Annotated in this window: 14 protein-coding genes and 1 pseudogene; 4 read left to right on the top strand and 11 right to left on the bottom strand. The window is 58.4% G+C overall.

Going from position 1 to position 22,355, the window contains the following annotated elements; genetic code table 11:
• Nucleotides 1-252: 252 nt before the first annotated feature.
• Nucleotides 253-2,466, bottom strand: a complete 2,214-nt coding sequence (locus X771_RS1000000166090) for a N,N-dimethylformamidase beta subunit family domain-containing protein (protein ID WP_023690529.1) — start codon at nt 2,464-2,466, stop codon at nt 253-255.
• A gap of 950 nt (nt 2,467-3,416) precedes the next feature.
• Between X771_RS1000000166090 and X771_RS136520 the strand changes: the two genes are divergently transcribed.
• The 3 genes and pseudogenes from X771_RS136520 to X771_RS01000000165570 all read left to right on the top strand — a co-directional run bounded on the left by X771_RS136520 (nt 3,417) and on the right by X771_RS01000000165570 (nt 6,304).
• A complete protein-coding gene (locus X771_RS136520) occupies nt 3,417-4,703 on the top strand; it encodes an acetyl-CoA carboxylase biotin carboxylase subunit family protein (RefSeq protein ID WP_023690527.1) in 1,287 nt (428 codons plus the stop codon).
• Nucleotides 4,704-4,840: 137 nt separating this feature from the next.
• Nucleotides 4,841-5,146 carry an aminotransferase class III-fold pyridoxal phosphate-dependent enzyme gene (locus X771_RS0135420; protein ID WP_031203368.1) on the top strand — a complete coding sequence of 102 codons (306 nt, stop codon included), beginning with the start codon at nt 4,841-4,843 and terminating at the stop codon, nt 5,144-5,146.
• A gap of 166 nt (nt 5,147-5,312) precedes the next feature.
• Nucleotides 5,313-6,304: pseudogene (locus X771_RS01000000165570) on the top strand (IS481 family transposase).
• A gap of 95 nt (nt 6,305-6,399) precedes the next feature.
• Here X771_RS01000000165570 and X771_RS136525 read toward each other — a convergent pair.
• The 8 genes from X771_RS136525 to X771_RS136560 all read right to left on the bottom strand — a co-directional run bounded on the left by X771_RS136525 (nt 6,400) and on the right by X771_RS136560 (nt 16,617).
• The gene (locus tag X771_RS136525) at nt 6,400-8,427 is read right to left on the bottom strand and encodes a CocE/NonD family hydrolase (RefSeq protein WP_023690524.1); all 2,028 of its coding nucleotides are present in this window, start codon (nt 8,425-8,427) and stop codon (nt 6,400-6,402) included.
• Between the two features lie 253 nt (nt 8,428-8,680).
• A complete protein-coding gene (locus X771_RS136530) occupies nt 8,681-10,333 on the bottom strand; it encodes an ABC transporter substrate-binding protein (protein WP_023690523.1) in 1,653 nt (550 codons plus the stop codon).
• Nucleotides 10,334-10,934: 601 nt separating this feature from the next.
• Nucleotides 10,935-11,168 carry a hypothetical protein gene (locus tag X771_RS136535; protein ID WP_023690522.1) on the bottom strand — a complete coding sequence of 78 codons (234 nt, stop codon included), beginning with the start codon at nt 11,166-11,168 and terminating at the stop codon, nt 10,935-10,937.
• Nucleotides 11,169-11,183: 15 nt separating this feature from the next.
• Nucleotides 11,184-12,185 (bottom strand): ABC transporter ATP-binding protein, encoded by a 1,002-nt coding sequence (locus X771_RS136540; protein WP_023690521.1) that lies wholly within the window; start codon nt 12,183-12,185, stop codon nt 11,184-11,186.
• Nucleotides 12,182-13,195: an ABC transporter ATP-binding protein gene (locus tag X771_RS136545; RefSeq protein ID WP_023690520.1), complete on the bottom strand. Its 1,014-nt coding sequence runs from the start codon at nt 13,193-13,195 to the stop codon at nt 12,182-12,184. Before X771_RS136545 ends, X771_RS136540 begins: the two co-directional genes overlap by 4 nt.
• Entirely contained in the window at nt 13,192-14,085 is an 894-nt protein-coding gene (locus tag X771_RS136550; protein WP_023690519.1) for an ABC transporter permease, read from the bottom strand. The genes X771_RS136545 and X771_RS136550 overlap by 4 nt, the downstream gene beginning before the upstream one ends.
• Nucleotide 14,086: 1 nt before the next feature.
• Complete coding sequence (locus tag X771_RS136555; protein ID WP_023690518.1) at nt 14,087-15,025, bottom strand: ABC transporter permease; 939 nt, start codon at nt 15,023-15,025, stop codon at nt 14,087-14,089.
• A 17-nt stretch (nt 15,026-15,042) separates the two neighbouring features.
• A complete protein-coding gene (locus X771_RS136560) occupies nt 15,043-16,617 on the bottom strand; it encodes an ABC transporter substrate-binding protein (RefSeq protein WP_023690517.1) in 1,575 nt (524 codons plus the stop codon).
• A gap of 1,101 nt (nt 16,618-17,718) precedes the next feature.
• On the opposite strand from X771_RS136560, the gene X771_RS136565 reads away from it, so the two are divergent.
• Nucleotides 17,719-19,668: a CocE/NonD family hydrolase gene (locus tag X771_RS136565; RefSeq protein WP_245262827.1), complete on the top strand. Its 1,950-nt coding sequence runs from the start codon at nt 17,719-17,721 to the stop codon at nt 19,666-19,668.
• Between the two features lie 783 nt (nt 19,669-20,451).
• On the opposite strand, the gene X771_RS1000000168495 is transcribed toward X771_RS136565, so the two are convergent.
• Complete coding sequence (locus X771_RS1000000168495) at nt 20,452-20,616, bottom strand: hypothetical protein (RefSeq protein ID WP_023690514.1); 165 nt, start codon at nt 20,614-20,616, stop codon at nt 20,452-20,454.
• Nucleotides 20,617-21,055: 439 nt separating this feature from the next.
• Entirely contained in the window at nt 21,056-21,784 is a 729-nt protein-coding gene (locus tag X771_RS136570; RefSeq protein WP_023690512.1) for an SDR family NAD(P)-dependent oxidoreductase, read from the bottom strand.
• Nucleotides 21,785-22,355: the final 571 nt, after the last annotated feature.

Here is a 22,355-nt window from a genome sequence, read left to right as displayed (position 1 = left end):
CTGGCGAAAGCTCGTCGCCGGGAGGTGGCTAGAAATCGGCGTCAGGACGTTCCTGTTCGAACACGGTGATCGCGTCGACAGGAAAGTCCCCGTCGAGCAGCGGTTCGAAGTGGTCCAGAATAGGGGATCGGTGCCTGCTTCCTGCGTGAGTTGTAGTGTCAGAGACGTGCCATTGAACGTAATCTGGCACACCGCGGGGGGTCCGAGAGGTTGACCGTTAGGCTGTCAGAACTCTACCTCCGACTGCCGCAATTACTCAGGGATTCGGAAGGGTGTGGTATCGCGAAAGCGGCGTAGCACGTTCTCAGATATACGTGCGACATTGTTGACATAGCCGGCGTGGGGTAGGCAACTGCCCCAAGCTATCGAGCCGACAGAAAAGACCGCGCCGCCTGCCGGTGTCTCAAAGAACGTCATATCGGCACGAATCGGTTCCCTCGGGGCGTCGTTCCACAGTCTGGTGAAATAGTTAAGGCCGCCAAGTATGCGCGCGTAAGAACTGCCGTGCTGCTCGGAGGCGGCTACCACGAGTGCGTGACGTGGTGTACCGAGCTCCTCATTGACCACATCGATCTCGAGTCCGGCGGCTCCACCGATGATGCCGAAATCGCCAATGACATCTTCTGTTATGCCCTCGAAAATGAATCGAGCTCGGGCATCGTCACTGACGGCGAGACGACGATAATAACTGCCCCGATCGAAAGCTTCTGTCAGATATCCCACGCCTACCAGCGATTGTTCGGGTCTGCCTAAGTCCGGCCACATGCCGCAGAGGCGGCCGGTAAAACTGCTATGGGCTTCGCCAGCACCAAAGCGGCCGTTTCCCGAATGGCGCCGCCTGAATTCAACCAGGCCATTTCGTTGAGGATGGTAATCGATTGCACTGGTAAACCCGTTCCCGCCGAGGTACATGAGCCGTCCACCTCGAGCGAGAAAGCCATCCAGGGCTTGCAACATCGGCAGCGACCAATATTCAGGATGACTCCCGGTAATAAGTACCCGACATTTGTCCAGTGCGGCCAAGCCCTCGCGGTCGAGGTCTTCGTCTGTCAGTGTCTGGTGATCCGGAGCCACGCGGGCGAGCCAGCCTAGCAAACAAAGGTCAATCTGGAAGTTCCAAAGCCAGCCTCCAGGCTGGAGATTCACCACCGGCCGTCGCAGCGAGCCAATGCAGCGCTCGCTGCCATCATCGTGCGGATCGTAGAGCGACTTGCCAATGCCCGGGTGTTCGAAAGCCAGCAGATCGAGCGGCGTGTACGAGGACGCGATGCAACCGAGGTTGTACTCGTTCGTTTGCCGCTGCATGGTCAAGTTCGCGTAGCACGCATATGTTGCAGTCGGTGCCAGAAAAGCAACATCGCTGGTGGCGTCGGCAGACTGTCTTACAAAAAACGGAACAAAAAACTCTGCATCCGCGCCGCGCAGACGCGCGGCGTAGCAGCCGCTGGGCCAGTCGGTCGGCACGGCAAGTCTCAGGTCTTCTTGCCAGCCGGGGGTTTCAATATCGTCGTGGTGGAAGTGAGCCGCGCCGTACTGCTCAGGCGCGCGGCGCCAATCCATCGTTGGGCTTTCCCAAGCCGATCCCTGGACAGCGCGGGTGGGCTGATTGATGCACACGCCGTCGTGACCAGAGCCTGATTCATCTGGAACAATTTCTGATACTGGGTCGCCCAGCAAATTCCAATCGCCGAGACAGGGCCAATTCAAAGATTCAGTCGGGTTGCGTGATGCCAAATCGCTGAGTTCTTCGAGCGACAGTGCCGCAGCCAGAATCCGGGGGCGCTCGATTTTGCCGTTGAAATGGTGGCAAGGAAATCCGCCCCCATCCCGCTCGGCCGCTATTAGAAGGCGGCCATCGCCATTCGCGGGCGGCTCTACGTCATCTACAGCAAGCCAATTCGCGCCAACATGGTCATGCGTCCCCGAAGCGAGGCGATGGACCACAACCAACAAATGTCGGCGCTCGGCATCATAGCTCAGGGCAACGAAACTCCAGAGCCACAGAGGTAAGGGGCGATCCAGGCGGTAGATCCGCGGCTCGACTGTATTTCGGAGGATTGCCGCCAGGCAGCCGTCTGCCTCCAGACGCAATGCTACTCCCCCACCCCCACGGGGGGTCAGAGTACTGAGCAGGCAACGTGGCTGGCCGGCTATAAGGGTCGGCATGACGTAGGCACAAACCGTTACCGACCCAAGATCCGCCAACCGCTGCGATCCATCCACCTTGATGTAGGAGCCAGCGCAAATGGGTTGCGCGCGTCCTGGATAACGCTTGGCCTCCCGAACCGGCATGACGGGCGGCTGGAACGGTGGCATCTCCGGTCCGGCATCGAAGCCAAGGAGCCGCACGAAATCGCAGTCGAAGCTGTCGAGTTTCATGCAACTGACAGCGAAAGAGATCGTCTCGCCAGGTTTAACGCTGTCGCGATCGGCATAAGCGAGAATCGCTGGACGATCAGACATCATTGCCTCCCTCCTGAATTGGGAGCGCACCGATGAGGTGTTGCCAACGCTGCTTGAAAACCCAGCGCTCAACATCCTCGCGCGACTGAAAACGCGCGGGGGCGGTTTCGGCCACCCGCAAGGGTATGTCAAGCGACCACCGCGCAGCGCGCCACTCGCTATAGGGCCGTGTCATAATGGCTATCCATTTGCCAGCTAGCGGCTGTGAGCGCATGACGTCCAGAATGAGACGCAGTTCGGCGCTGTGGCGATCAAAAGGCGCGACCAAGAACTCGCCCACTAGGTCAGAACGCGCGGCAAACCCCGCCAAGGCAGATCGAGCCGCCGCCGTACCGGCACTCTCAGGCGGGCACTCCCATTGAGACTTTACGAACTTAGCGCTTGAACAGTCGATCGTCACAGCGGCCTCCTGGCATAGCGTGGCAATTCTTGGACCCACGCATTTGTGAACCCCTCGACCCATCGCCTAGCCGGCTAAAGAGCTCATCTTTGTTGTTGCTTTAGTCGCCGAGGCGTCAGGAGCACCATCGTCTCGATAGCGGCACGAGATAACATCTGCAGCGCCAAACACCAGCGCTATCAAACTGAAAAAATGTCACCTCGCACTTGAGTCAACAAACAAACCCGAAACACCTTTTTTAAAACCTCTCGAGCCAGTTCCGATCTCGTGGACCGGCCAGCAGCTGGCGCGACGCGATCGCGCGCGGCTTCATTGCCGCTACTTGCAACAAAACCTTCAAATAAGTTTGCAGGATCTTCGCGCCCGCAAATCATCGACACTGCTATTGTCACNTCCTACTTGCAACAAAACCTTCAAATAAGTTTGCAGGATCTTCGCGCCCGCAAATCATCGACACTGCTATTGTCACAGCCAAGTCTGAGGTCGTCACGGCTAAACAACCGGTGGCGACAGGCGCTGACCACACAATACGCAAAGGTAGGCTCAACAACCAATGGCAACGAGAGCACTCATTCTGGTCGAAGGCGATCCAACGGGTACTGGTCTCCTCTACATCCAAGCGGCCCAGCGTCTTGGTCTTCATCCAATTACGCTGTCGGCTGATCCAGCTCGGTACGAGTATCTGGCGGCAGAAAAGTACGAGGCAATCCGTGTCGATACAGACAATCTCGATGCGCTGATCCGTGAATGTTCCCGTCTAGGGGCCACTTATGACGTTGCTGGAATTACGTCCTCCCTGGAGGCGTTCTACGCGACAATTGGCAAGCTCTGCCAGTATTTCGATCTGCCGGGACCGAACCCCACATCGATTGAACGATGCTGCGAAAAATTCAGTCAACGTCAGCTCCTTGCGGCGGCCGGCGTTCCAGTACCTGCGTATCGCTTGGCAGCGAATGCGGCGGACGTGCAAAGCTCTGCCGCGGAGATCGGCCTGCCGGTGATTCTTAAGCCGGCCGTGGGCGCAGGAAGCTGCGGTGTCCGATTGTGCCGCAACGCCGATGAGGTGGCCGAACATACGACCTATCTGTTGGGCGGGAAGCACATATGGCGGTCGTTGCCAAGGATGCTGGTTGAAGAATTCGCAGAAGGCCCCCAGTATAATCTTGAAGTAATGGAAAATGAGGTCATTGGGGTTGCCGCCGCTGACTACGGGCCACCGCATTTCGTCTGTCGTGAGCACATCTATCCGGCCCTGCTGACCGATGACGAGCATGAGCGGATCGCCGATATTTCGCTGAACTGTTTGCGAGCACTCGGCCTTGGTTGGGGGCCAGCGAACATTGAACTCCGGTGGACGGAGCGTGGTCCAGTCGTCATTGAAGTCAATCCGCGTCTTGCGGGTTCGCCCGTTCCTCAACTGGTTCAGGCTGCTTACGGTGTTGATCTCGTTTCCGAGCACATCAAACTCGTCATCGGGGAGGAATGGAATTTGCGCAAAAGGCGCTCGCACACTGCGGCCGCGCGGTACCTAATTCCCGATTGCGATGGCACTCTCGATTGGATCGATGGCGACAGTCGGGCGGCTGCTATGTCGGGTGTCGCCGAGGTCAAACTTTTTGTTGAAGCCAAGACGCCGATCATCAGGAAAGGCGATTACCGAGACCGGATCGGTCAAATCCTCGCCGCTTCCCCCAGCCGTGCTTTGACCGAGGCGACACTTCAGCGTGCCGTCGACTTAATCGACTGGTCGATCACACCATTTCCGACCGTTGGCGAACAGGAACAGTCCCTGGGCCCAACCCTCTCTACTCCAGCGTCGGCGGCGCCCGATGAGAGATGATCGTTGTCAAGCCCGCTAGAGTTAGCAAACGGACAGCGCACCAACGGAGGAGCGGCCATGACCACGCTAGGGCAAATCTCACTGACGAAGCTGGCAGCCGATGCAAGGCGTGTTTGTACAGGGGAGTGTCTGGCAGCATGATGGCACGATCGAGCGCGGAACTCCAGGCGAGACGTGAGAGCGCGCTGCCGCGTGTCGTTGCATGTGCGTTTCCGGTACGCGCGGAACGCGCCCAAGGTGCGGAGATTTGGGACACGGAGGGCCGCGGATGTATCGATTTCATCGGCGGCATGGGCGCGCTTGCGGTCGGACATTCGCATCCGCAGGTGGTTGATGCAGTCAGAACGCAGTTGCATCGCTTCACCATCCCTCCTTCGGCAGCATTCCTTATGACGGGCGGTTACGTGCGGCTCGCCGAACGCATCAAGAGCGCCTGCGTGTGACGCGATACCCCGGCATGTTCCTCAAGTAGATCCCAGGAGGTTGCGAGCGATAGACGGATGTGGGCTGAGATCGATGCTCCGCCACGGACGCCACGTCCGCTTGAACTAGATGTTTGATCCCAGGCTTTGATGGCGCATACTTTTCGTCCGAATCAAAGGATGCGCTATGGGCCAGGTTCTTCATGGGAGCGCCACGACGACAGAGGCGATCCGTCGAGCGATACAGCATAGTCAAGAGAGCCTGAGGGCGCTGGCGAAGCGCTACGGCATCAATCAGAAGACGGTTAGGAAGTGGAGGAACCGGACGTCGGCCGCCGATCTTCCGACTGGCCCCAGAGATCCGAAGTCGACAGTGCTATCGACTGAGGAAGAGGCGGTCATCGTCGCCTTTCGGCGTTATACGCTGCTGCCACTGGACGATTGCCTCTATGCTCTCCAACCGACGATCCCGCATCTGTCGCGGTCATCCTTGCATCGCTGCCTGCAGCGTCACGGGATAGGCAGGTTGCCGGATGTCGAGGGCGACAAGCCGGCAAGGAAGAAGTTCAAGGCCTATCCAATCGGCTACTTCCATATCGACGTCGCCGAGGTCCGAACCGAGCAGGGCAAGCTGCATATGTTCGTGGCCATAGATCGGACCTCGAAGTTCGCTTTCGTCGAGCTGCACGAGAAGGCAACGACAGCGGTCTCCGCCGATTTCCTGCGCCATCTTCTTGATGCTGTCCCTTACAAGATCCACACAGTGCTTACCGACAACGGCATTGAGTTCACGACCCCAGGTGCCGGCGGCTCGGCCGTTCCGCTGATCAAGGAAGCCATGGCGGCGGGAGAAATCATATGGGCGCACGCCTTCGAACATACTTGCGCCAAGGCCGATATCGACCACCGAACGACAAAGCCAAGGCACCCATGGACCAACGGCCAGGTCGAACGCATGAACCGCACGATCAAGGATGCGACCGTCAAACGCTTCTACTACGAGAGCCATGACCAACTGCGCCAGCATCTCGCCGATTTCGTCTTAGCCTATAATTTCGGCCGTCGACTGAAGACCCTCAAGGGCCTCAGGCCCTTTGAATACATCTGCAAAATCTGGACAAAAGAGCCGAACGATTCAGGCTCGATCCAACCCATCAAACCTTGGGACTAAACATCTAGAAAATAGCGTAGAAACCGCACGGTCGTAAGTCAGCACATCCCTGGACGGTCTCGTACGAACCAGCAGTCCCGCGCAGGAAGGGCATCGTTACCGGTCAATTGAGATCGCGAAGGAAGTCCTTGACCTCGTCGCGTTCCAGGACAACCTCCTCACCGTCATGCGCGACGATGCGTGTCTCGATCCGCCATACGTCGCGCAGGGCACGCGCGGTGGCGGAGACCGCGATGCGAACCTTCCAGTCGTCGCGGGCGTAGGACTTCTCCCAAATACAGGTTCCGCGCGCCGTATTCGGGTCGTCCGGATGCACGGTGAATGTGTCAGTGTGCTTTGCGGAAACAATCAAACCACTGTGCGGGTGCAGCACGGCACCCGTGTCGCTCGAAAGGCGGAACGTTGTTTCGCCGGTCACCTGATCCGTTGTGATCTCTTGACGCGAAGGTTCACCAGGCCCGATGACCTCCCGTGCCATGGGCCGCGCGCCTTCGGGTTCCGCGAAAGGCGCCAGTTTGACATCCAGATCATTCGCCTTCCGTACCGGCAAGATCAGGTTGCTGGCGGCGCAATAAATCGAGAGAGTTGCCCTCTCCGGACTAGGAAAAACGATAGGCCAATGGCCGGTAGCGATAGCGAGCCGGATACGTTGTCCTTTTTCGAAGCGCTGTCCGCAGCAACGCAACTTCATGCGTACCGTTTCGGGTTTGCCCGGCGTCATCGGTGCCAGTTCAAGGTCGTCGTGTCGATGGGTCAAGTTCAGGACACCATAGCTGACCAGCACGGCTGCGCCGTCTTCCAGCCCGAGCGACAGCGTGGCCGACAGAATTGCCACCGGCTTATCAGAGGCGAGTGTCACCTCGAACTCCGGGAAGCCGAGAATTTCCACCGCCTCGCCAAGAGGCTCGGTTTCGAACACCAACGCGCTGTCGGCTTCCATGTGCCGGTCAACCGGCAGCGTCGGCGTCATGCCCTCGGCGCACCAGGCACCGGATGACAGCCCAGCGGTGGACGGCGAACAGATCGTGAGGACTGCGTCGCTGCCGTGCCCTTCTGCAAGACGGCCCGGTGAAAGCGCTAGCCGGCGTTCGACAATGCCCGGCGCGGGCCAGGAGTGCTCTGCCACCCAACGCCCAGATCGCTCTTCGTGGAGCGGCGCGGGATGCGCCGGATCCTGAATCCAGGCGCGCAACATGGGCTCGTCGGCGATGCCGGTATCGATGTCCTTTAGATAGCGGTTCCACCAACGCAGGCATTCCTGGAGGAACCCAATCCGTGGCCCAGGTATGGCGAAGTGCGGATACTTATGGCCCCAAGGACCGATCAAGCCTTTGCGAGGTCCCGGCAGGTTCTCGAGCATGCGGAAGACCGGGTTGGGATAGCCGTCCGCCCAGCCGCTCACGGCGTAGACAGGAACGTCGACGTCGGAATAGTCCTCGCAGATAGAGCCGTGCTTGTAGAAATCGTCCCGGCGCTGGTGTCCAAACCAATCCTGCAGCCAAATGCCGTTGCCGTTGAGCCGCTGCTCCCACATCTCGCGCCAGCGCTCCCCGACGAGCGCGGGGTCGGGCGGGGTCATGGCGATCGTCCAGGCTATCGCGCCCCACGACAAATTGCTGCACATCTGCGCACCGCCGAGATAGTGGCAGTCATCATTGTAGCGATCGTCGGTGGAGCACAGCGAGATCACAGCCTTGAGTGCCGGCGGGCGGCGGGCGGCAACCTGCAGGCCGTTGAAGCCACCCCAGGAGATGCCGATCATGCCGACGCTGCCCGAGCACCAGGTTTGGCTCGCGAGCCATTCGATCACCGCCAGGCAGTCGTCCTGCTCCTGCTTGAGGTATTCGCCCTTGCAAACGCCTTCGCTATCGCCTGAGCCGCGCATGTCGACGCGCACCCCGGCAAAGCCATGGCCGGCGAAATAGGGATGAGTGAGCGCGTCGCGTTCCACCGTCCCGTCACGCTTGCGGTAGGGCAGGTATTCCAGGATCGCAGGTACCGGGTCTGCCTTAGCGTCCTCCGGCAACCAGATGCGGGCAGCGAGCTTCACGCCGTCCGGCATCGGGATCCAGATATTCTCGATCTCCCGCACTTTGCGGGGGAAGTCGGAGACGACGCGGGTATCGTACATGATGAGACCCTTCTATGCGCTCGCGCCTGCGGCAGGAGCTTCGATGTTCAACGGAAATGGCAGGTCAACCGGCTGGCGCCGATGGTCACGGGCGGCGGCACCTCGCTCGCACAAACCGGCTATGCAAACGGGCAACGCGTGTGGAACTCGCAGCTGGAAGGCCCCGCGACCAGCGAACGGCGCTTCCGCGGGCACCCAGATGCAGGGGCTTCGTCGTGCCCGACGAAGCTCCCATGATTATACCAGCAGTTTCTCATGCAGCCTCGTCGAGCCAAACCTTCCCGAGGTCGATCTCGAATGTCGGGTGCATTGCGTAGCCTCTAACTTGCTTTGTAGAATGATTGAACAAGGTAAGCCAGTAAGGCTGTATTATGATGCCAGAATCCTGCAGGAGCGTTTCAATATCCTTCATGAGCCCCTTGCGCTTCTCTGGGTCGGGCATCGTCAATCCCGTATCGAGTTTTTTATCGAATTCGGGGTTTGACCATGCCGTCTCATTCCATGCTGCGCCACCGCGATAGGCAAGCACCAACACCTGAACACCCAAGGGGCGCATGTTCCAGTTTGTTATCGAAAGAGGGTATTTCAACCATCCATTCCAAAAAGTGCTACTGGGCAAAACCGTGCGCTTCACCTTAAATTCGGCCTCGCGCAACTGCGCGGCAATCGCATCGCCCGTATCCTTATGCCATTCCTCGTCACTAGTGATAATCTCGTGTTCGAAATCCATCTGCCCAGCTTCGCTCATAAGGCGCTTGGCAGCCTCAACGTCCCGCTTCTTTTCCGGTACCGGGTAATACTCGGGGTGTAGTGACGCTACATGATAATTCGCAGCAACGGCGCCGTAGCCATTGGCAGCAATTTGTAGCACAGCACTGTTGTCGACTGCCAACTGCAGAGCATTGCGCACGCGCTGGTCATCGTACGGCCTAGTAGCAACCCTGGTGCGGCATACTAGCGTCGTCGACGTCTTCGCTTCAGATCTCACCAGGCCAATATCATCAAGGGCGCCGACATAATTTGCGAACGTCTGATACGTCGCGTCAATTTCACCTGATTCGAAGGCGCTCTGAACGACGGACGGATCGCCGCCATAGTCAATGAATTGCACCTCGTCCAGGTAGGCTTCACCGCCCCACCAGCTTCCGTTTGTTCGACGCTTCAGGACGGCCTTTTGGCCGACGTCGTAGGACGCTAGTTCAAATGGTCCCGTACCTACCGGATGCGCAACGATATCCGACCCATTCTTTTCATAGTCACGGTGAACGATTAGCGCAGGGTAATCGGCAAACCCCGGAATGATCGTAATATCGGGTTTCGGCAGCTTGAGTTTAATCGTGTGGTCGTCAACTTTTGTAATGGCGCCTTCTATTGCTTTGCCCGTCTTTTCATCAACGAGCGTGGCCAGGCGCGCGGCCATTGAGTTCCCAGGCACGTCCCTTTCACACCAGCGCAGCAGGTTAAACACCACGTCATCCGCAGTGAAGTCGTCGCCATTGTTCCACTTGACGCCCTTCCGCAGTCGCAGGACATATTCTCTCGCGTCGTCATTCGTGTCCCAACTCTCAAGAAGCCTGGGTTCAAAGGTGTATTCAGTAGTATACTTGACCAAAGGTTCGAGGAACTGGCGGTAGATGTTAGATAGTTGCGGATAATCACTCAGACGTGGGTCTTTCGGACCAAAGATCAACATGGATATTCGCAGAGCTCCGCCTTTTTTAGGCGCTTCTTGGGCGTGCGCTGGCGGCATTGTATCCAGCATCGTGTACGCCATAGCTGTCGACGCACCAAAGATGGAAGCCAACGCCAGGAACTCGCGCCGATCCAATCCGCCCTTTTTTGCTTCCTCGGCGAGACAGTCGAAGAGCTTAGGCATCGGCTTGCCATGCTTGGTAAAATACCCCATCCGAACCTCCCCAGTATTGGTTGCCGATTGCAGTTTTGTATATTTGCATTGTAAGACGTGTGAAAGAGTTGGACTTTCAGCCGGAATGTTCAATTCACGCACGCCGTAGGCTACAGAAAAGGGCCCATCTGAGCACTCGAATTAAAGTCAATCGACAGGCGATTTTTTTGCGGATTCGTCCGCTGATTGGTTTGACGTTACTGGGTGGATGACCGGTCCGGTTCCCTCGTTTTGGCTAAACCCGACGATACTCTTATCCGGTCGATCCCTTGCCGCGCCCGCTTTTCGACCTATCGCGCGCAGCGCGACGATTTGAACTTGGTCGAGACCGTTGTCTTGCCGCCGCGCGATGCAGCTCCATGGACGTGTCGGCTGGCCACTTCACCCGGATCGTCTGCAGCAAGGGGCCGTAGGGTGCAGACTTCAACCTATTCAAGCTGAGCGGCTTCGACGAGGAGTTCTACAGCGGAAAGACCCGAGCGTTGAATGGCACCCATGGTGGTCTCAAGGACCCAACCGGGCCCGACGAAAGAAATAGCTGTCGGTATCGAGACGATAGCCCTTATAAGGCCGACTTCCTTTTTCCTGGAGGCAGCCAGCTTCAGTAGTGATCCGTCACCTTGCGAAGTAATGGCGCACCATTGAAGAGCCCAGCATCCCCGCCAGCAACGGTCTCAGCGTCGTCATAAAATTCGATTACGGCATTGATGCGCGGATAGACCTCGTCGTGGGCTTCGCGGGCCAAACGCGTCAGTTCCACAGCAGTCACCTCGCCCCCGTTCACGAGAGAGGCCAGACCGGTGGCGTCGTGCTCTGCGTATTCCCTTAGCTTCATTGGAGAGATCGTTCCTTAAACTGCAGCTGGTTCATGCTTCAGCGGGAAATGGCATTTGAAGCTGTGGTCCGCGTCGTCCCGGCTTGCTGACGGTTCGGGAAAGACGGAGCTGCATATGTTCTGCGCGTGAGGACAACGTGTGTGGAACTCACAGCCAGCTGGCCGCTTCATCGGGCTGGGGACCTCGCCCTTGAGTTCGATGCGATTGAGAACGGCATCCGGGTCTGGCTCCGGGTTGGCCGATAGCAACGCTTCCGTGTAGGGATGACGCGGGTGCTCAAAGATACGCGCGGTCGAGCCGATCTCAATGAAACGACCTAGATACATGATCGCCATGCGATCGGTCATGTGGCGCACGACGTTGAGATTGTGCGAGATGATCAGGATCGCCATGCCGAGTTCATCCTGAAGCCGCGCGAGCAGGTTTAGCACCTCGCCCTGTACCGAGACATCGAGGCCCGCAGTCGGCTCATCGGCGATGATCAAATCGGGTTTGAGCGCAAGAGCCCGCGCGATACCCACGCGCCTGGCCTGACCTCCGGAAAGCTGATGGGGATAGCGGCGAGCAAAATCCGCCGGCAAGCCGACCATGCGCAGTAAGCGCTCGGCTTCGCTTCCGGCATCGCGATCCTTTAATCTATGGATCCGGAAAGGTTCAGTTAGAAGCGATTGGACGGTCAACCTGGGCGAGAGTGAGCCGATGGGATCCTGGAACATCATCGCCATGCGCCGCAAGTAAGGCTTGCGTTCGGCCTCCGTAAGCTTCTCAATTTCCTGTCCATCGAAGCTGATGCTGCCGCTCACAGGCCGCTGCAGGCCGATTATCGTGCGCGCAACAGTGGATTTGCCCGAGCCACTTTCGCCGACAAGGGCCAATGTCTCGCCGTTGTGGATCTCAAAGGAAACACCGCATACTGCGTCGATAAAGGGTGCTTTTGTACCGGTGGCAAGTGCCTTCAGCGGACTCATAGTGCGGAAGCGGACGCGCAAATCCTGGACGCGAAGCAACGCAGTCATGCCGGAATCAGCCGCTCTTCACCCAGAAGGTGGCATCGGGCGACTTGGTCCACGCCGATGCGGTACTCGACCGGGTTCTCTTGCGCACAGCGATTAAATGCCTGGGGGCACCGCTGGCGGAAGATGCATCCTCTCTTGCCACCGAGGAGACTCGGCACCTCACCGGGAATGGTCGGCAAAGTGCGTGTCTTTTTTCTGATCCGCCCCGGGTCGCACTCAAGCAGCGCGCGGGTGTAGGGGTGAGCAGGATTGTGGAAGATGTCCCGTACCGCCCCTTGCTCCACCACCTCGCCCGCATACATGACGGCGACCCGGTCGCACAGCTCAGCCACAACGCCGAGATGGTGAGAAACAAAGAGGATCGAACAACCGATCTCCTTCTGCAGATCTTTGAGTAGATGAATAATTTGCACTTCCAGCGTTGCATCAAGGGCAGTGGTCGGCTCGTCGGCGATGAGGAGCGCCGGTCTCACAAGTAGCGCCATGGCGATGCAGATGCGCTGACGCATGCCACCTGAGAAGTGATGCGGATAGGCAGCGATCCGACTTTGCGGATCGGGAATTCCGACCCGGTTAAGCATGTCGATGGCACGACCGCGCTTTTCGCTCCGGCTGCTTTGTTCGTGGTGCTGAATGTCGATCATCTGGCTCTGGATTGTCCGCACCGGGTTGAGTGCGGTCATCGGATCTTGGAAAATCATCGAAAGACGGTCACCAAGCAGACTCCGACGCGCTGGAGCGGACATTTTGAGCAGGTCTCGCCCTTCGAACACGATGCTGCCGGCTGTGACATCTGCATTTTCGGGAAGCAGGCCCAACACCGCATAGGCGAGCGTCGATTTTCCGGAACCGCTTTCCCCGACGATGCCAACTACCTGTCCGGCTGGCACATCGAGCGAAATGTTCCGCAGCGCATGAATACGCCCGCGCGGCGTACCGAAATCGAGATCGAGGCCGCGGATCTCAAGCGGCCGGGAGGTCGTATGGGATATGGGATCCTCGCGTCTCATAGGTCTTTCCGCAGCTTGGGATCGAATATGTCGCGAAGCGCCTCACCCAGGAATGTAAAACCTAGCGTTGCGAGGACGATTGGAATGCCGCCGGCAAAGACCAACCAGGGCGTCAGATTGATATAGTTATATCCATCGTTGAGGATAGCCCCCCAATCAGGAGTCGGTGGGCGCACGCCCAAGCCGAGAAAACTGAGACCTGCCTCTACGGCGATGACAGCCGGCACATCCATGCTGACTAGAATGAGGAGCGGCCCGATAACGTTGGGCACTACGTGCACGGCGAGGATGCGCGTCGTGCTGGCGCCCATACTGCGCTCCGCGGCAATATATTCGCTGTTGCGAAGCGCCTCTGTCTGGGTGCGCACGACGCGCGCATAGATAGGCATGGAGGTTATTGCGATGACGAAAATGACGCTGCCCAGACTGGGTCCAAGTAGCCCAATGACAGCCAGCGCAAAGATAATTCCGGGAAAGGAGCGGATTGTATCGAAGAACACCAGAAGCAAGTTGTCGAGCCAGCGCGGCCCGAACCCTGCGATGAGACCAAGCACGAGGCCGACTGCCAGTGAACTGCCGAGAGAGGCGAATGCGACAAGCAGTGGGATGCGGCCGCCAATGATGACGCGCGAGAATGTATCACGGCCCAGTTGATCTGTGCCCAAGAGAAAATTTAGCGAAGGGTCGGCCAGACGCGGCCCGACCATGATGCGAGTGGGATCATGTGTAATAAAGAGGGGAGCAAAGATCGCGCTCGCGAACACAAGCACTACGAGCACGGCTCCAAGTACGCCCAGACGGTTCTTGCGCAATTGCCGTAGGAAGGTACGAAACGCGCTGAGGGCCCCCCCCTTATTGGCTTCGAAGTGGATGGATTCAACGCTCGCCATGCTAAAGGCTCTCGCGGGTTCGAGGATCAAGCGTTGCAGCGATCAGATCGGAGACCGTTGTTGCGACGACCGTGAGAAAGGTTGTGACGAGCACAACTCCCATCGCGACCGGATAGTTGCGCGTATTGACAGCGTTCACGATCAACGCGCCGATGCCGGGCCTCGCGAAGACCACCTCGGTAAAAACAGCGGATGAAAGAAGCCACGCTATGCCCACGCCGAGGATGGTTACTGTCGGTAGGATTGCCAAGGGCAGCGCATAACGCGTAACGATGCGCCATTCCGAAATTCCGAAGGAGCGAGCCATTCGTAGATGGTTTTCACCCAGGATCTCGAGCATGGATGCCCGCACCAGTCGCGAGATATAGCCAACCCAGCCAATTCCAATGGCGAAGGCCGGCAGAATGAGATGGACGATGCTGTCCGAAATACCCTCTCCGGCCCCGATCGCTGGCAGCCAGCCCAGGATGACAGCGAATATCAGAAGTGCGTAGACCGCCATTACAAACGAAGGAATGGCAATCGTGGCGACCGCCACGACCCCAACGACTTGGTCGATCACAGCGTTACGCCTCATGGCCGAGTAACAGCCGAGCGGCACGGCAACCAAGACCGCCCATAAGATCGAGACCAGGACCAGTTCGATCGTGTAAGGCAATTGATCGAACACGATGTCGGCGACAGGTCTCTGGCTGAACACGTCAAAACCGAGATTGCCGCTGAGCAGCCCGCCGAAGAAGCTAGCTAACTGCACGAGTAGCGGTTTGTCCAGCCCCATCTGCTGATGGAGTTGCGCCTTCATTTCCGGCGTGGCGCGTGGGCCGAGTAGGGCCGCTGCGGGGTCACCCGGCACCGCATGAATCATCAGGAACACAAGCGTCACCGCGATCACAACAATTGTGACCGCGAGGACAACCCGCTCGAGGAGGTAGAGCCACATGCTCCCGTCCCCTAACGCTAAATCGGCTTGAAATCGAGGTACAGCGGATCCCCGTCCGGACGGGTTGCGGGTTCGATTTGCGTGGTGCGATACATGAGTGGATTGCCCTCATGGGTCAAGAACCGATAGGCGCCGGACTCCTCCATCAGGTCCTGCATCTCGTAATAGAGCTTGGCGCGCTCCTCCGGGTCGCTGACGGTGGGCGCCTTGGCGTTGAGCTCGTCGAAACGCCCGCTGCGAAAGCGTTCCCAGTTCCAGAGGCCCACTTGATCTTGCACGAACCACGACGTCATGTAATGCGGGTCCGGCAGACCATCGAACCACATTACGGTGAGCTGCAGGTCCTTCCATTGCTCGCCCTCCGATTCCATGCCGAGAGTCCAGAAGGAGCCCGGATCCTGGACATTGACCTCGAGCGTGATGCCGATCTGCGACAATTGGGCCTGCACCGTCTGGGCGATAGTCGAAAACGTGCTATCGTTCGAGCAGTCTATCCTCAACGCTAGATCGCTCACGCCGGCCTTTTCCAGAAACTCCTTTGCCTTTGCGAGATCGCCTTCTGGTGGGACGAGTGCCTTCGTACGGTGCCCGACAATACCTGGAGGAATGGTACCTGTTGCCACGTCAGCCTGGCCAGAATAAGCAGCGTCCAGGATCTGCGGCACATTGATTGCCCATTGAATCGCTTTACGAACATTGATGTCTTTCAGCTTCGGATGATCCATGTTCATCCCGATCCATAGGTAATGGAGCGAGGGCCGTTCCTCGACCCTGGTATCAGCGGGCGGATTGCTCTTGTACGTCGCAAGCGAATCCAGACTGATACCAGTGAAACCGATGTCGCCCGCCTGGTAGGCGCGTTCTGCCGTCTTGACGTCAGCCAAAGGCAAGATGCGGATTTCGTCAAAACCCGGCTTCGGGCCTGACCATTCCGGATTGCGTGTCAAGAGCAAATACTGGTTCCGCTTCCAGTCGGCAAGCACATACGGGCCGGAGAAAGCCGGCGGCTTCATGCCGAAATCACCGCCATCCTTGGTTGCCTTCACTACCGCATCTTCGGAAACTATATGGCCGACTCCATAGGGGAATGCGATGTTCCAAACCGGCACGAACGGCGCCCTGAATACGATGACGCCCGTATAATCATCCTCGAGCTCGACACGGTCGAGCGGACCCCAATCGGGCTTCGCCGGCGAATTGAGTTTAATGACTCGCTCAAAGGAGAATTTGACGTCCTTGGCGGTCAACTCGCCGTAACCGCCGGTGAACTTGATGCCTTTCTTCAGGCGGAAGCGGATATGCGTCGGATCGACCTGTTCGATCTTTTCTGCCGCTTCTAGTTCCCAGGCCCATTCGGAACCGGGCTTATAGCGAATGAGCTTCGAATAGATACAGTTCATCACCTGTACTTGCTGGACTCCTGTGTAGAAGCCGGGATCGAGTTTGCTGAGTTCCGCAACGGCGCGCACCTTGAGCACCTTGCCTTCGGCTGCCCAGACGGCTTGCGACAAGGGCATGCCGGCAGCGACGATACCCCCGCAGAGAGCGGCACCGGTTTTGAGGAACACACGGCGGCTCACCCCGCCTATCATAGCTTTCACGAAACATTCCCCTTTCAGTTGGCGAATTTCCGCTTGCAGCGGGTCGCTTCCGTTACTTATTGCGTCGACTATAGAACCCACGTCTCCGCGTCACAGTCGAAATAATCTCAATCGCAAGGTGACTTTTCGTCGACTCCCCGAGCTCATACGTCCCGGCGTCAGGGAGTCCATCGATCGCGGCTCGCGGGTCGGGATCCATTGACGCCTTCAGCAGGGTCGCGAAGTTCGCGATTTTGGATCGCATTCGGATGTGTCAAGAGGTCACCGTTTCTGAGCGCAGCCCCTCATTTGCGGCACAGACCACGAGCTTGTCTGCCCAATTAACCGGTTCAGGTATTAGCCGGGTGTCGCTCGTGGGCAGCAGGAAACTGACTAGCTCGCAGTGAGTGTCTGGCGGCCGTCCCAAGCGCCGTGGTTCGCATCAGCTGCGCCAACTTGGCCAAGTCGTCGAGCTTGGAGATTATCCAGGGCGCCACAGCGGCTGCCCCAGGCACACGCCATCTTCGATGGTGGAGGTGCTCAAGGAAGGCTCTCGTTCTTCCTAGCCTCACTGTCCAGCAAAGCGCCTCAATGCGCGCAGCCGCTCTTCGAACAGACACATCTTGGAACTGTGGACTGACGTGCGGCCGCTATCTCTCCCCCGCTCAACAGCCACAAATGGGTTCGGAGAAGCCACAATCACTCATCCGAGCAGCGCTTGATCACGGCGATACAGGGCTGCCGAAAGCAGACCGCTTGGATAGCAAAGTACACAATAAGTAATCAGCCGGTTGACTTAATTTCGGCTGTCCGGCAAGGCGTCTTCGCATAAGAAGAGTGACCTAAAGTCGAATTGGAGTCAGGCGCACGTCGTTCGAAGGCGTCAACTCGCCGCCACGAGCCTTTACACTTGAGCGAGAGATTGCCCGACCGGTTCGGGTGGAAATGTCAGGTTTTCGACCGGTGGGAAGTGGTGCGTCTGAATAAATAGGTCTCGACCATGGAAAATCGGAAATTTGCCAACATCGACGGTCAAATATGAAGACCGGCCTCGGACCGCTACCCGTCACGTTAGTGGATAATGTCTGGATTCCGCTATCCGACGGAACACGATTGGCTGCCAAGATCTGGCTCCCGGAGGATGCGACATCCAACCCGGTTCCAGCAATTGTCGACTACATCCCTTACCGCAAACGTGATGGCACCGTTCTAGAGGACGAACGGATGTATCCCTATTTCGCTTCGCATGGCTACGCGAGCATCCGTATAGACATCCGGGGCACCGGCGATTCCGAGGGCCTGTTCGAGGATGAATACGTCAAGCAAGAACAGGACGATGCTGTCGAGGCCATCGACTGGATCACACGGCAAGTTTGGTGCAGCGGCAGTGTGGGAATGATCGGCATCTCATGGGGTGGGTTCAGCGCATTGCAAGTCGCGGCGCGCCAGCCCAAGGGTCTGAAGGCGATTATCACGACCTGCTCGACTGACGATCGTTACGCCGATGATGCGCACTACATGGGCGGATGCGTTCTCAACGATACATTGGTTTGGGGGACGTCGTGTTTTGTGCGCATGGCTCAGTCGCCAGATCCCGAAATTGTTGGCGAGGACCACTGGCGCGCGATGTGGATGAAGCGGTTGGAGAATGCCCGGCCGGCGTTGATTGATTGGCTCACGCATCAGCGCCGAGATGATTTCTGGAAACATGGTTCGGTCTGCGAAGATTACGGCGCAATTGATTGCGCGGTCTTCGCCGTCGGTGGATGGGCAGATGGCTATTCCAACGCCATATTCCGGCTTCTCTCGAAGCTAGAGGGGCCACGGAGAGGGCTGATTGGGCCGTGGGGTCATAAATACCCTCATGAGGGGGTCCCAGGTCCCGCCATCGGTTTCCTGCAGGAATGCCTCCGCTGGTGGGATCACTGGTTGAAGGCCAAGGATACCGGCATCATGCAGGAACCGATGCTGCGTAGCTGGATTTTGGACAGGGCGGAGCCCGCGGCGCATTATGAGGAGCGGCCGGGACACTGGGTCGCGGACCCCAGTTGGCCGTCTCCGCATGTATCCTCACGAGTCTACCGCCTTGGCGCTGGCATGTTGGGCGAGCAGCCGCTGCCGAGAGCCACTCTTGAAATCAGCTCGCCCGCGACGGTCGGAATCGCGGGCGGTGAGTGGTGCGCCTATGGGCTGGCGAGAGTTGGTCCAGAGATGCCGCTAGATCAGCGGTGGGATGATGGGGGCTCGTTAATCTTTGACAGCCATCCCCTAACGGAAGCCACACCGATCCTGGGGTCGCCTGTTCTCGAATTGGAGATTACTTGCGATAAGCCGACGGCGATCCTGGCGGTGCGTCTTTCCGATGTCAGCCCATCGGGCGAAGTCACCCGAGTGACATACGGCCTGCTCAACCTGTCGCACCGCGACAGTCACGAAAACCTGCAGCCGATGGAAGCTAGAAAATCATACAGCATCCGCCTCGCGATGAATGAGATCGGCTATGCCTTCCCGCCCGGGCACCGGATCCGGCTGTCTGTTTCCACCGCATATTGGCCGATTGCATTTCCCGCGCCGCAGCGCGCCACATTGGGGATATATGCGCATGCAAGCCGTCTGCATCTACCGGTCAGAATGCCTCAGCCAGGTGACCATGAGTTGCCGGCGTTTGGCGCAGCGGAAGGATCTCCGTCGATGCCGACGACGGTAGTCAAACCCGGCAATCTTGAGCGGTTCGTTCGCATGGACATATTGCGGAGACAGGTCACCGTCACAGTAAAATGTGACGACGGCTCCGTGCGTCTCGATCCCATCGGCACCGTTGTTGGCCATGACAAATACATGTTCTATTCGGTCGCCGAAAGCGATCCCTCGACAGCCCGCACGGAAGTGTACGAACGCTATGAGCTGGGCCGCGGCACTTGGCAGACGGCGGTTGAAGGGAGGACAGTTATGACAGCTACCAACTCGACCTTCCACCTCCAGATCGATTTCGGCGGTTACGCAAACGGCGAGCGCATCTTCGACAGATCATGGTCAAAAGACATTCCGCGTGACTTTGTTTGACCGGATGGAGTTGACTGCGGATATTGCAGGAGAGGGACCACGACACCGCGGCCGGTAGGCGCAACGGCCACGGCGCGTCACACGATCTTGAGATCCAACGTCATTGCCGAAAATGGGGGCGGGCTATGCAACAGTCTCTCCCTCGCCACCTTGCGCACGTCGAGTATTTTCGCTCGGAGGCTTGCAGCGGGCTTCAGAGGATTTGGTTGGATGCTAGCGTCGTTGAGCCCCAACAGTGCTGAGGCCACCCGCACAATATCGAGATGATAGGATTTGCTAGCCACACATCGGCGGCGGGAGCGAGACTGTCACGAGTTGGCTTAAGCAGATCGCAGATTACCCAGCAGCGGTTCCTTTGCAACACGTTAGTTGCGTCCGCAACGCATTCCCTGCAAGAGAGGTGGCTGAGTATGACGGAAGGGTGATGCCTTTCGAAGGGTCAGTAAGACGCCAGGCGCCGCACGTCGATAGGTCCCGGTCGAGTAACTGAGCCATTCGACTTTCGTCCTCACAGCTCCCGGCGGCCTGCGCCCAAGTGCGAGTAATGCCTGGAGTTGGCATCCGGAAGCGTGCTGTCAGGGTTTCGAACTCCGACCAGCTCATGCGCCGGCTTTCTGGCTACGCCGGTCTCAGGCACCGTAGCCATGTCCGACACACTTCCCGGTAGAACCCGCTGAGCGCTAGTCTAGAATAGATAGTTGTGAGGCCTGCCGTGTTAGCCGCATTGTTCACGCAGAACGGCGTGGCCAGTGCATTAGCCGCCTAATCTCCTGATGCAACGCCTTAAGCTTGCGTTAGGCGCTTCCCTTCCGTCGATGAACCGGCCTGTCCCGATTCGCCCGCTGATGCGAGGGTGCCGCGAACCGCGCCAAACTCGACCAGCCGCGTCTTATCGTCATGGAGCATCAAGCCGAAGTTGGTCAGCCGCACATCGAGGGCAAAGAGCATTTCTCACGTGTCCGCTTGCCAGGGCCTTGATGGGGAGCGGTGCCGCACGCGCCGCCCTTGGCGTGCGAGCAGTCGAAATACACCCGAAACTAGACGAAGTTCTGATACGCATCGCGGCGGCCGGCACCAACAATACCGATATGAACACCCGGATGGCTGGTCTTCGAGTCGTCGCTGGGGGCGACGGGTAAAGGGCGCTCCGCGATCGTGTGGTCGTAGTCGCATGAGCCCGCCCGATGCGTATCAGCAGGTCGATCGCGCACACGTTTGGGCGCCGATTCATGTCGTTCGAAGCTCTGATGAGAGCTGTGCGAGAGGTTCCGCAAAGCCGGCGCCGATGATCCCGCCAATCGAAGGCGAGACCGTCCTCCGCTCCTGCTCCGCCGGAGAATTGCTTTCCACACCGCCGGTCCGAGGTCCTTCGGAAGTCGACTTACCTTCATGGAAGACTTAGTTTGGCAGTGCGGCCCCCATCCACGACAAAGATCTGGCCGGTGACGAATGCAGCTTCGTCGGAGGCAATCCATGCGACCATAGCCGCGACTTCCTCAACCCGGCCGGTTCGACCCAACGGATGAATGGCACCCAGCCGTCCCCGCGCCTGCTCGGTCAACGCGGCCATGAAATTGACATTGAGATCCGTATCGATCCAGCCAGGAGCTACGCCGTTGCAACGCACCCCGTCTGGCCCACCATCGACCGCGACGGCACGCGTCAGGCCATGCAGCCCTGCTTTCGAGGCGCAATAGGCCGCGTGCCCCGGGTTGGACGCCAATCCCTCAATTGAGCCGATATTGACGATCGCGCCGCGGCTTTTTCGAAGATGAGGCATGGCGCGACGGATCAGCAGGAAAGGAGCATCAAGGTTGAGCGCCATTGTGCGTCGCCACTCGTTCAGCCCCGTCTCATCTATCTTCGCTTCAGCCATGCGCCCAGCGTTGTTGACGAGGATATCGAGCCTGCCGGCCTGTTGAACCACATCGTCAATGATCACGGCCGGAACGTCGGGGTCGCAAAGGTCCGCGACTATCGTTTCTATACGGCAGGCCTTCTCAAGCTGAACCGCAAAGACTCTGGCTCCCTCGCCGGCAAGCCTGTCGGCGATTGCCGCCCCAATGCCGCTGCTGGCTCCCGTCACCAGGGCGACCTTCCCCACGAAGCGGCTCATGCTACAGCCTTTCCGCCGTTCACGTCGCCCACAACAATCCATCTCATTCTAGAAGACCCTCGGCGAACACAGCGTGCCGACCGCGCATCGCTCTGTGAATTCCCCCAAAGCCGCGCGCAGCGCGCCTGAGTTTCACCATCCGCCGGGGAAGGCATCCTCTCGTCCATTAGGCTTCCTCTGGCCAAGTGCTTGGAAAATACGCCGGGCGCTTTCTCCAACCCGTCGCCGGCAGTTCCTGTTGCCTAGCTACAAGGAGGTTCAAAAGCCGTGCCAACTGAGAAGTAGGAGCGCCAGAAAAAGAGTTCTACAGGTTATTCAAAGCTCTAAACGAGAGCGCATCAGCAGCGAAGCCGACCGCCACCGTGTCCCGGACTCGACAAAGCCGACAATCGGTGTCGGCACCCTGCGTTTTCCCAGAAAGTGGGCAGGATTTTCTCGGAATCCGTCCCTCTTGGGGACAATTCCAAATCTCGTAGACTGACCAGCAGCTGGCCAATCCTACTTGCAACAAAACCTTCAAATAAGTTTGCAGGATCTTCGCGCCCGCAAATCATCGACACTGCTATTGTCA

The organism is Mesorhizobium sp. LSJC269B00 (assembly GCF_000502815.1).
In the GTDB taxonomy this organism is placed as follows: Bacteria; Pseudomonadota; Alphaproteobacteria; order Rhizobiales; family Rhizobiaceae; genus Mesorhizobium.
Note: the sequence above shows the minus strand (reverse complement) of the source record. Positions and strands in the feature narration are given on the sequence as shown.

Excerpts from the sequence above, each read along its gene's own strand:
- X771_RS136570 (WP_023690512.1), bottom strand. The coding sequence starts at position 21,784 with ATGAGCCGCTTCGTGGGGAAGGTCGCCCTGGTGACGGGAGCCAGCAGC.
- X771_RS136545 (WP_023690520.1), bottom strand. The coding sequence starts at position 13,195 with ATGAGACGCGAGGATCCCATATCCCATACGACCTCCCGGCCGCTTGAG.
- X771_RS136555 (WP_023690518.1), bottom strand. The coding sequence starts at position 15,025 with ATGTGGCTCTACCTCCTCGAGCGGGTTGTCCTCGCGGTCACAATTGTT.
- X771_RS136525 (WP_023690524.1), bottom strand. The coding sequence starts at position 8,427 with ATGTACGATACCCGCGTCGTCTCCGACTTCCCCCGCAAAGTGCGGGAG.
- X771_RS136520 (WP_023690527.1), top strand. The coding sequence starts at position 3,417 with ATGGCAACGAGAGCACTCATTCTGGTCGAAGGCGATCCAACGGGTACT.
- X771_RS136535 (WP_023690522.1), bottom strand. The coding sequence starts at position 11,168 with ATGAAGCTAAGGGAATACGCAGAGCACGACGCCACCGGTCTGGCCTCT.
- X771_RS0135420 (WP_031203368.1), top strand. The coding sequence starts at position 4,841 with ATGATGGCACGATCGAGCGCGGAACTCCAGGCGAGACGTGAGAGCGCG.
- X771_RS136560 (WP_023690517.1), bottom strand. The coding sequence starts at position 16,617 with ATGATAGGCGGGGTGAGCCGCCGTGTGTTCCTCAAAACCGGTGCCGCT.
- X771_RS136550 (WP_023690519.1), bottom strand. The coding sequence starts at position 14,085 with ATGGCGAGCGTTGAATCCATCCACTTCGAAGCCAATAAGGGGGGGGCC.
- X771_RS1000000166090 (WP_023690529.1), bottom strand. The coding sequence starts at position 2,466 with ATGATGTCTGATCGTCCAGCGATTCTCGCTTATGCCGATCGCGACAGC.
- X771_RS136530 (WP_023690523.1), bottom strand. The coding sequence starts at position 10,333 with ATGGGGTATTTTACCAAGCATGGCAAGCCGATGCCTAAGCTCTTCGAC.
- X771_RS1000000168495 (WP_023690514.1), bottom strand. The coding sequence starts at position 20,616 with ATGCTCTTTGCCCTCGATGTGCGGCTGACCAACTTCGGCTTGATGCTC.
- X771_RS136540 (WP_023690521.1), bottom strand. The coding sequence starts at position 12,185 with ATGACTGCGTTGCTTCGCGTCCAGGATTTGCGCGTCCGCTTCCGCACT.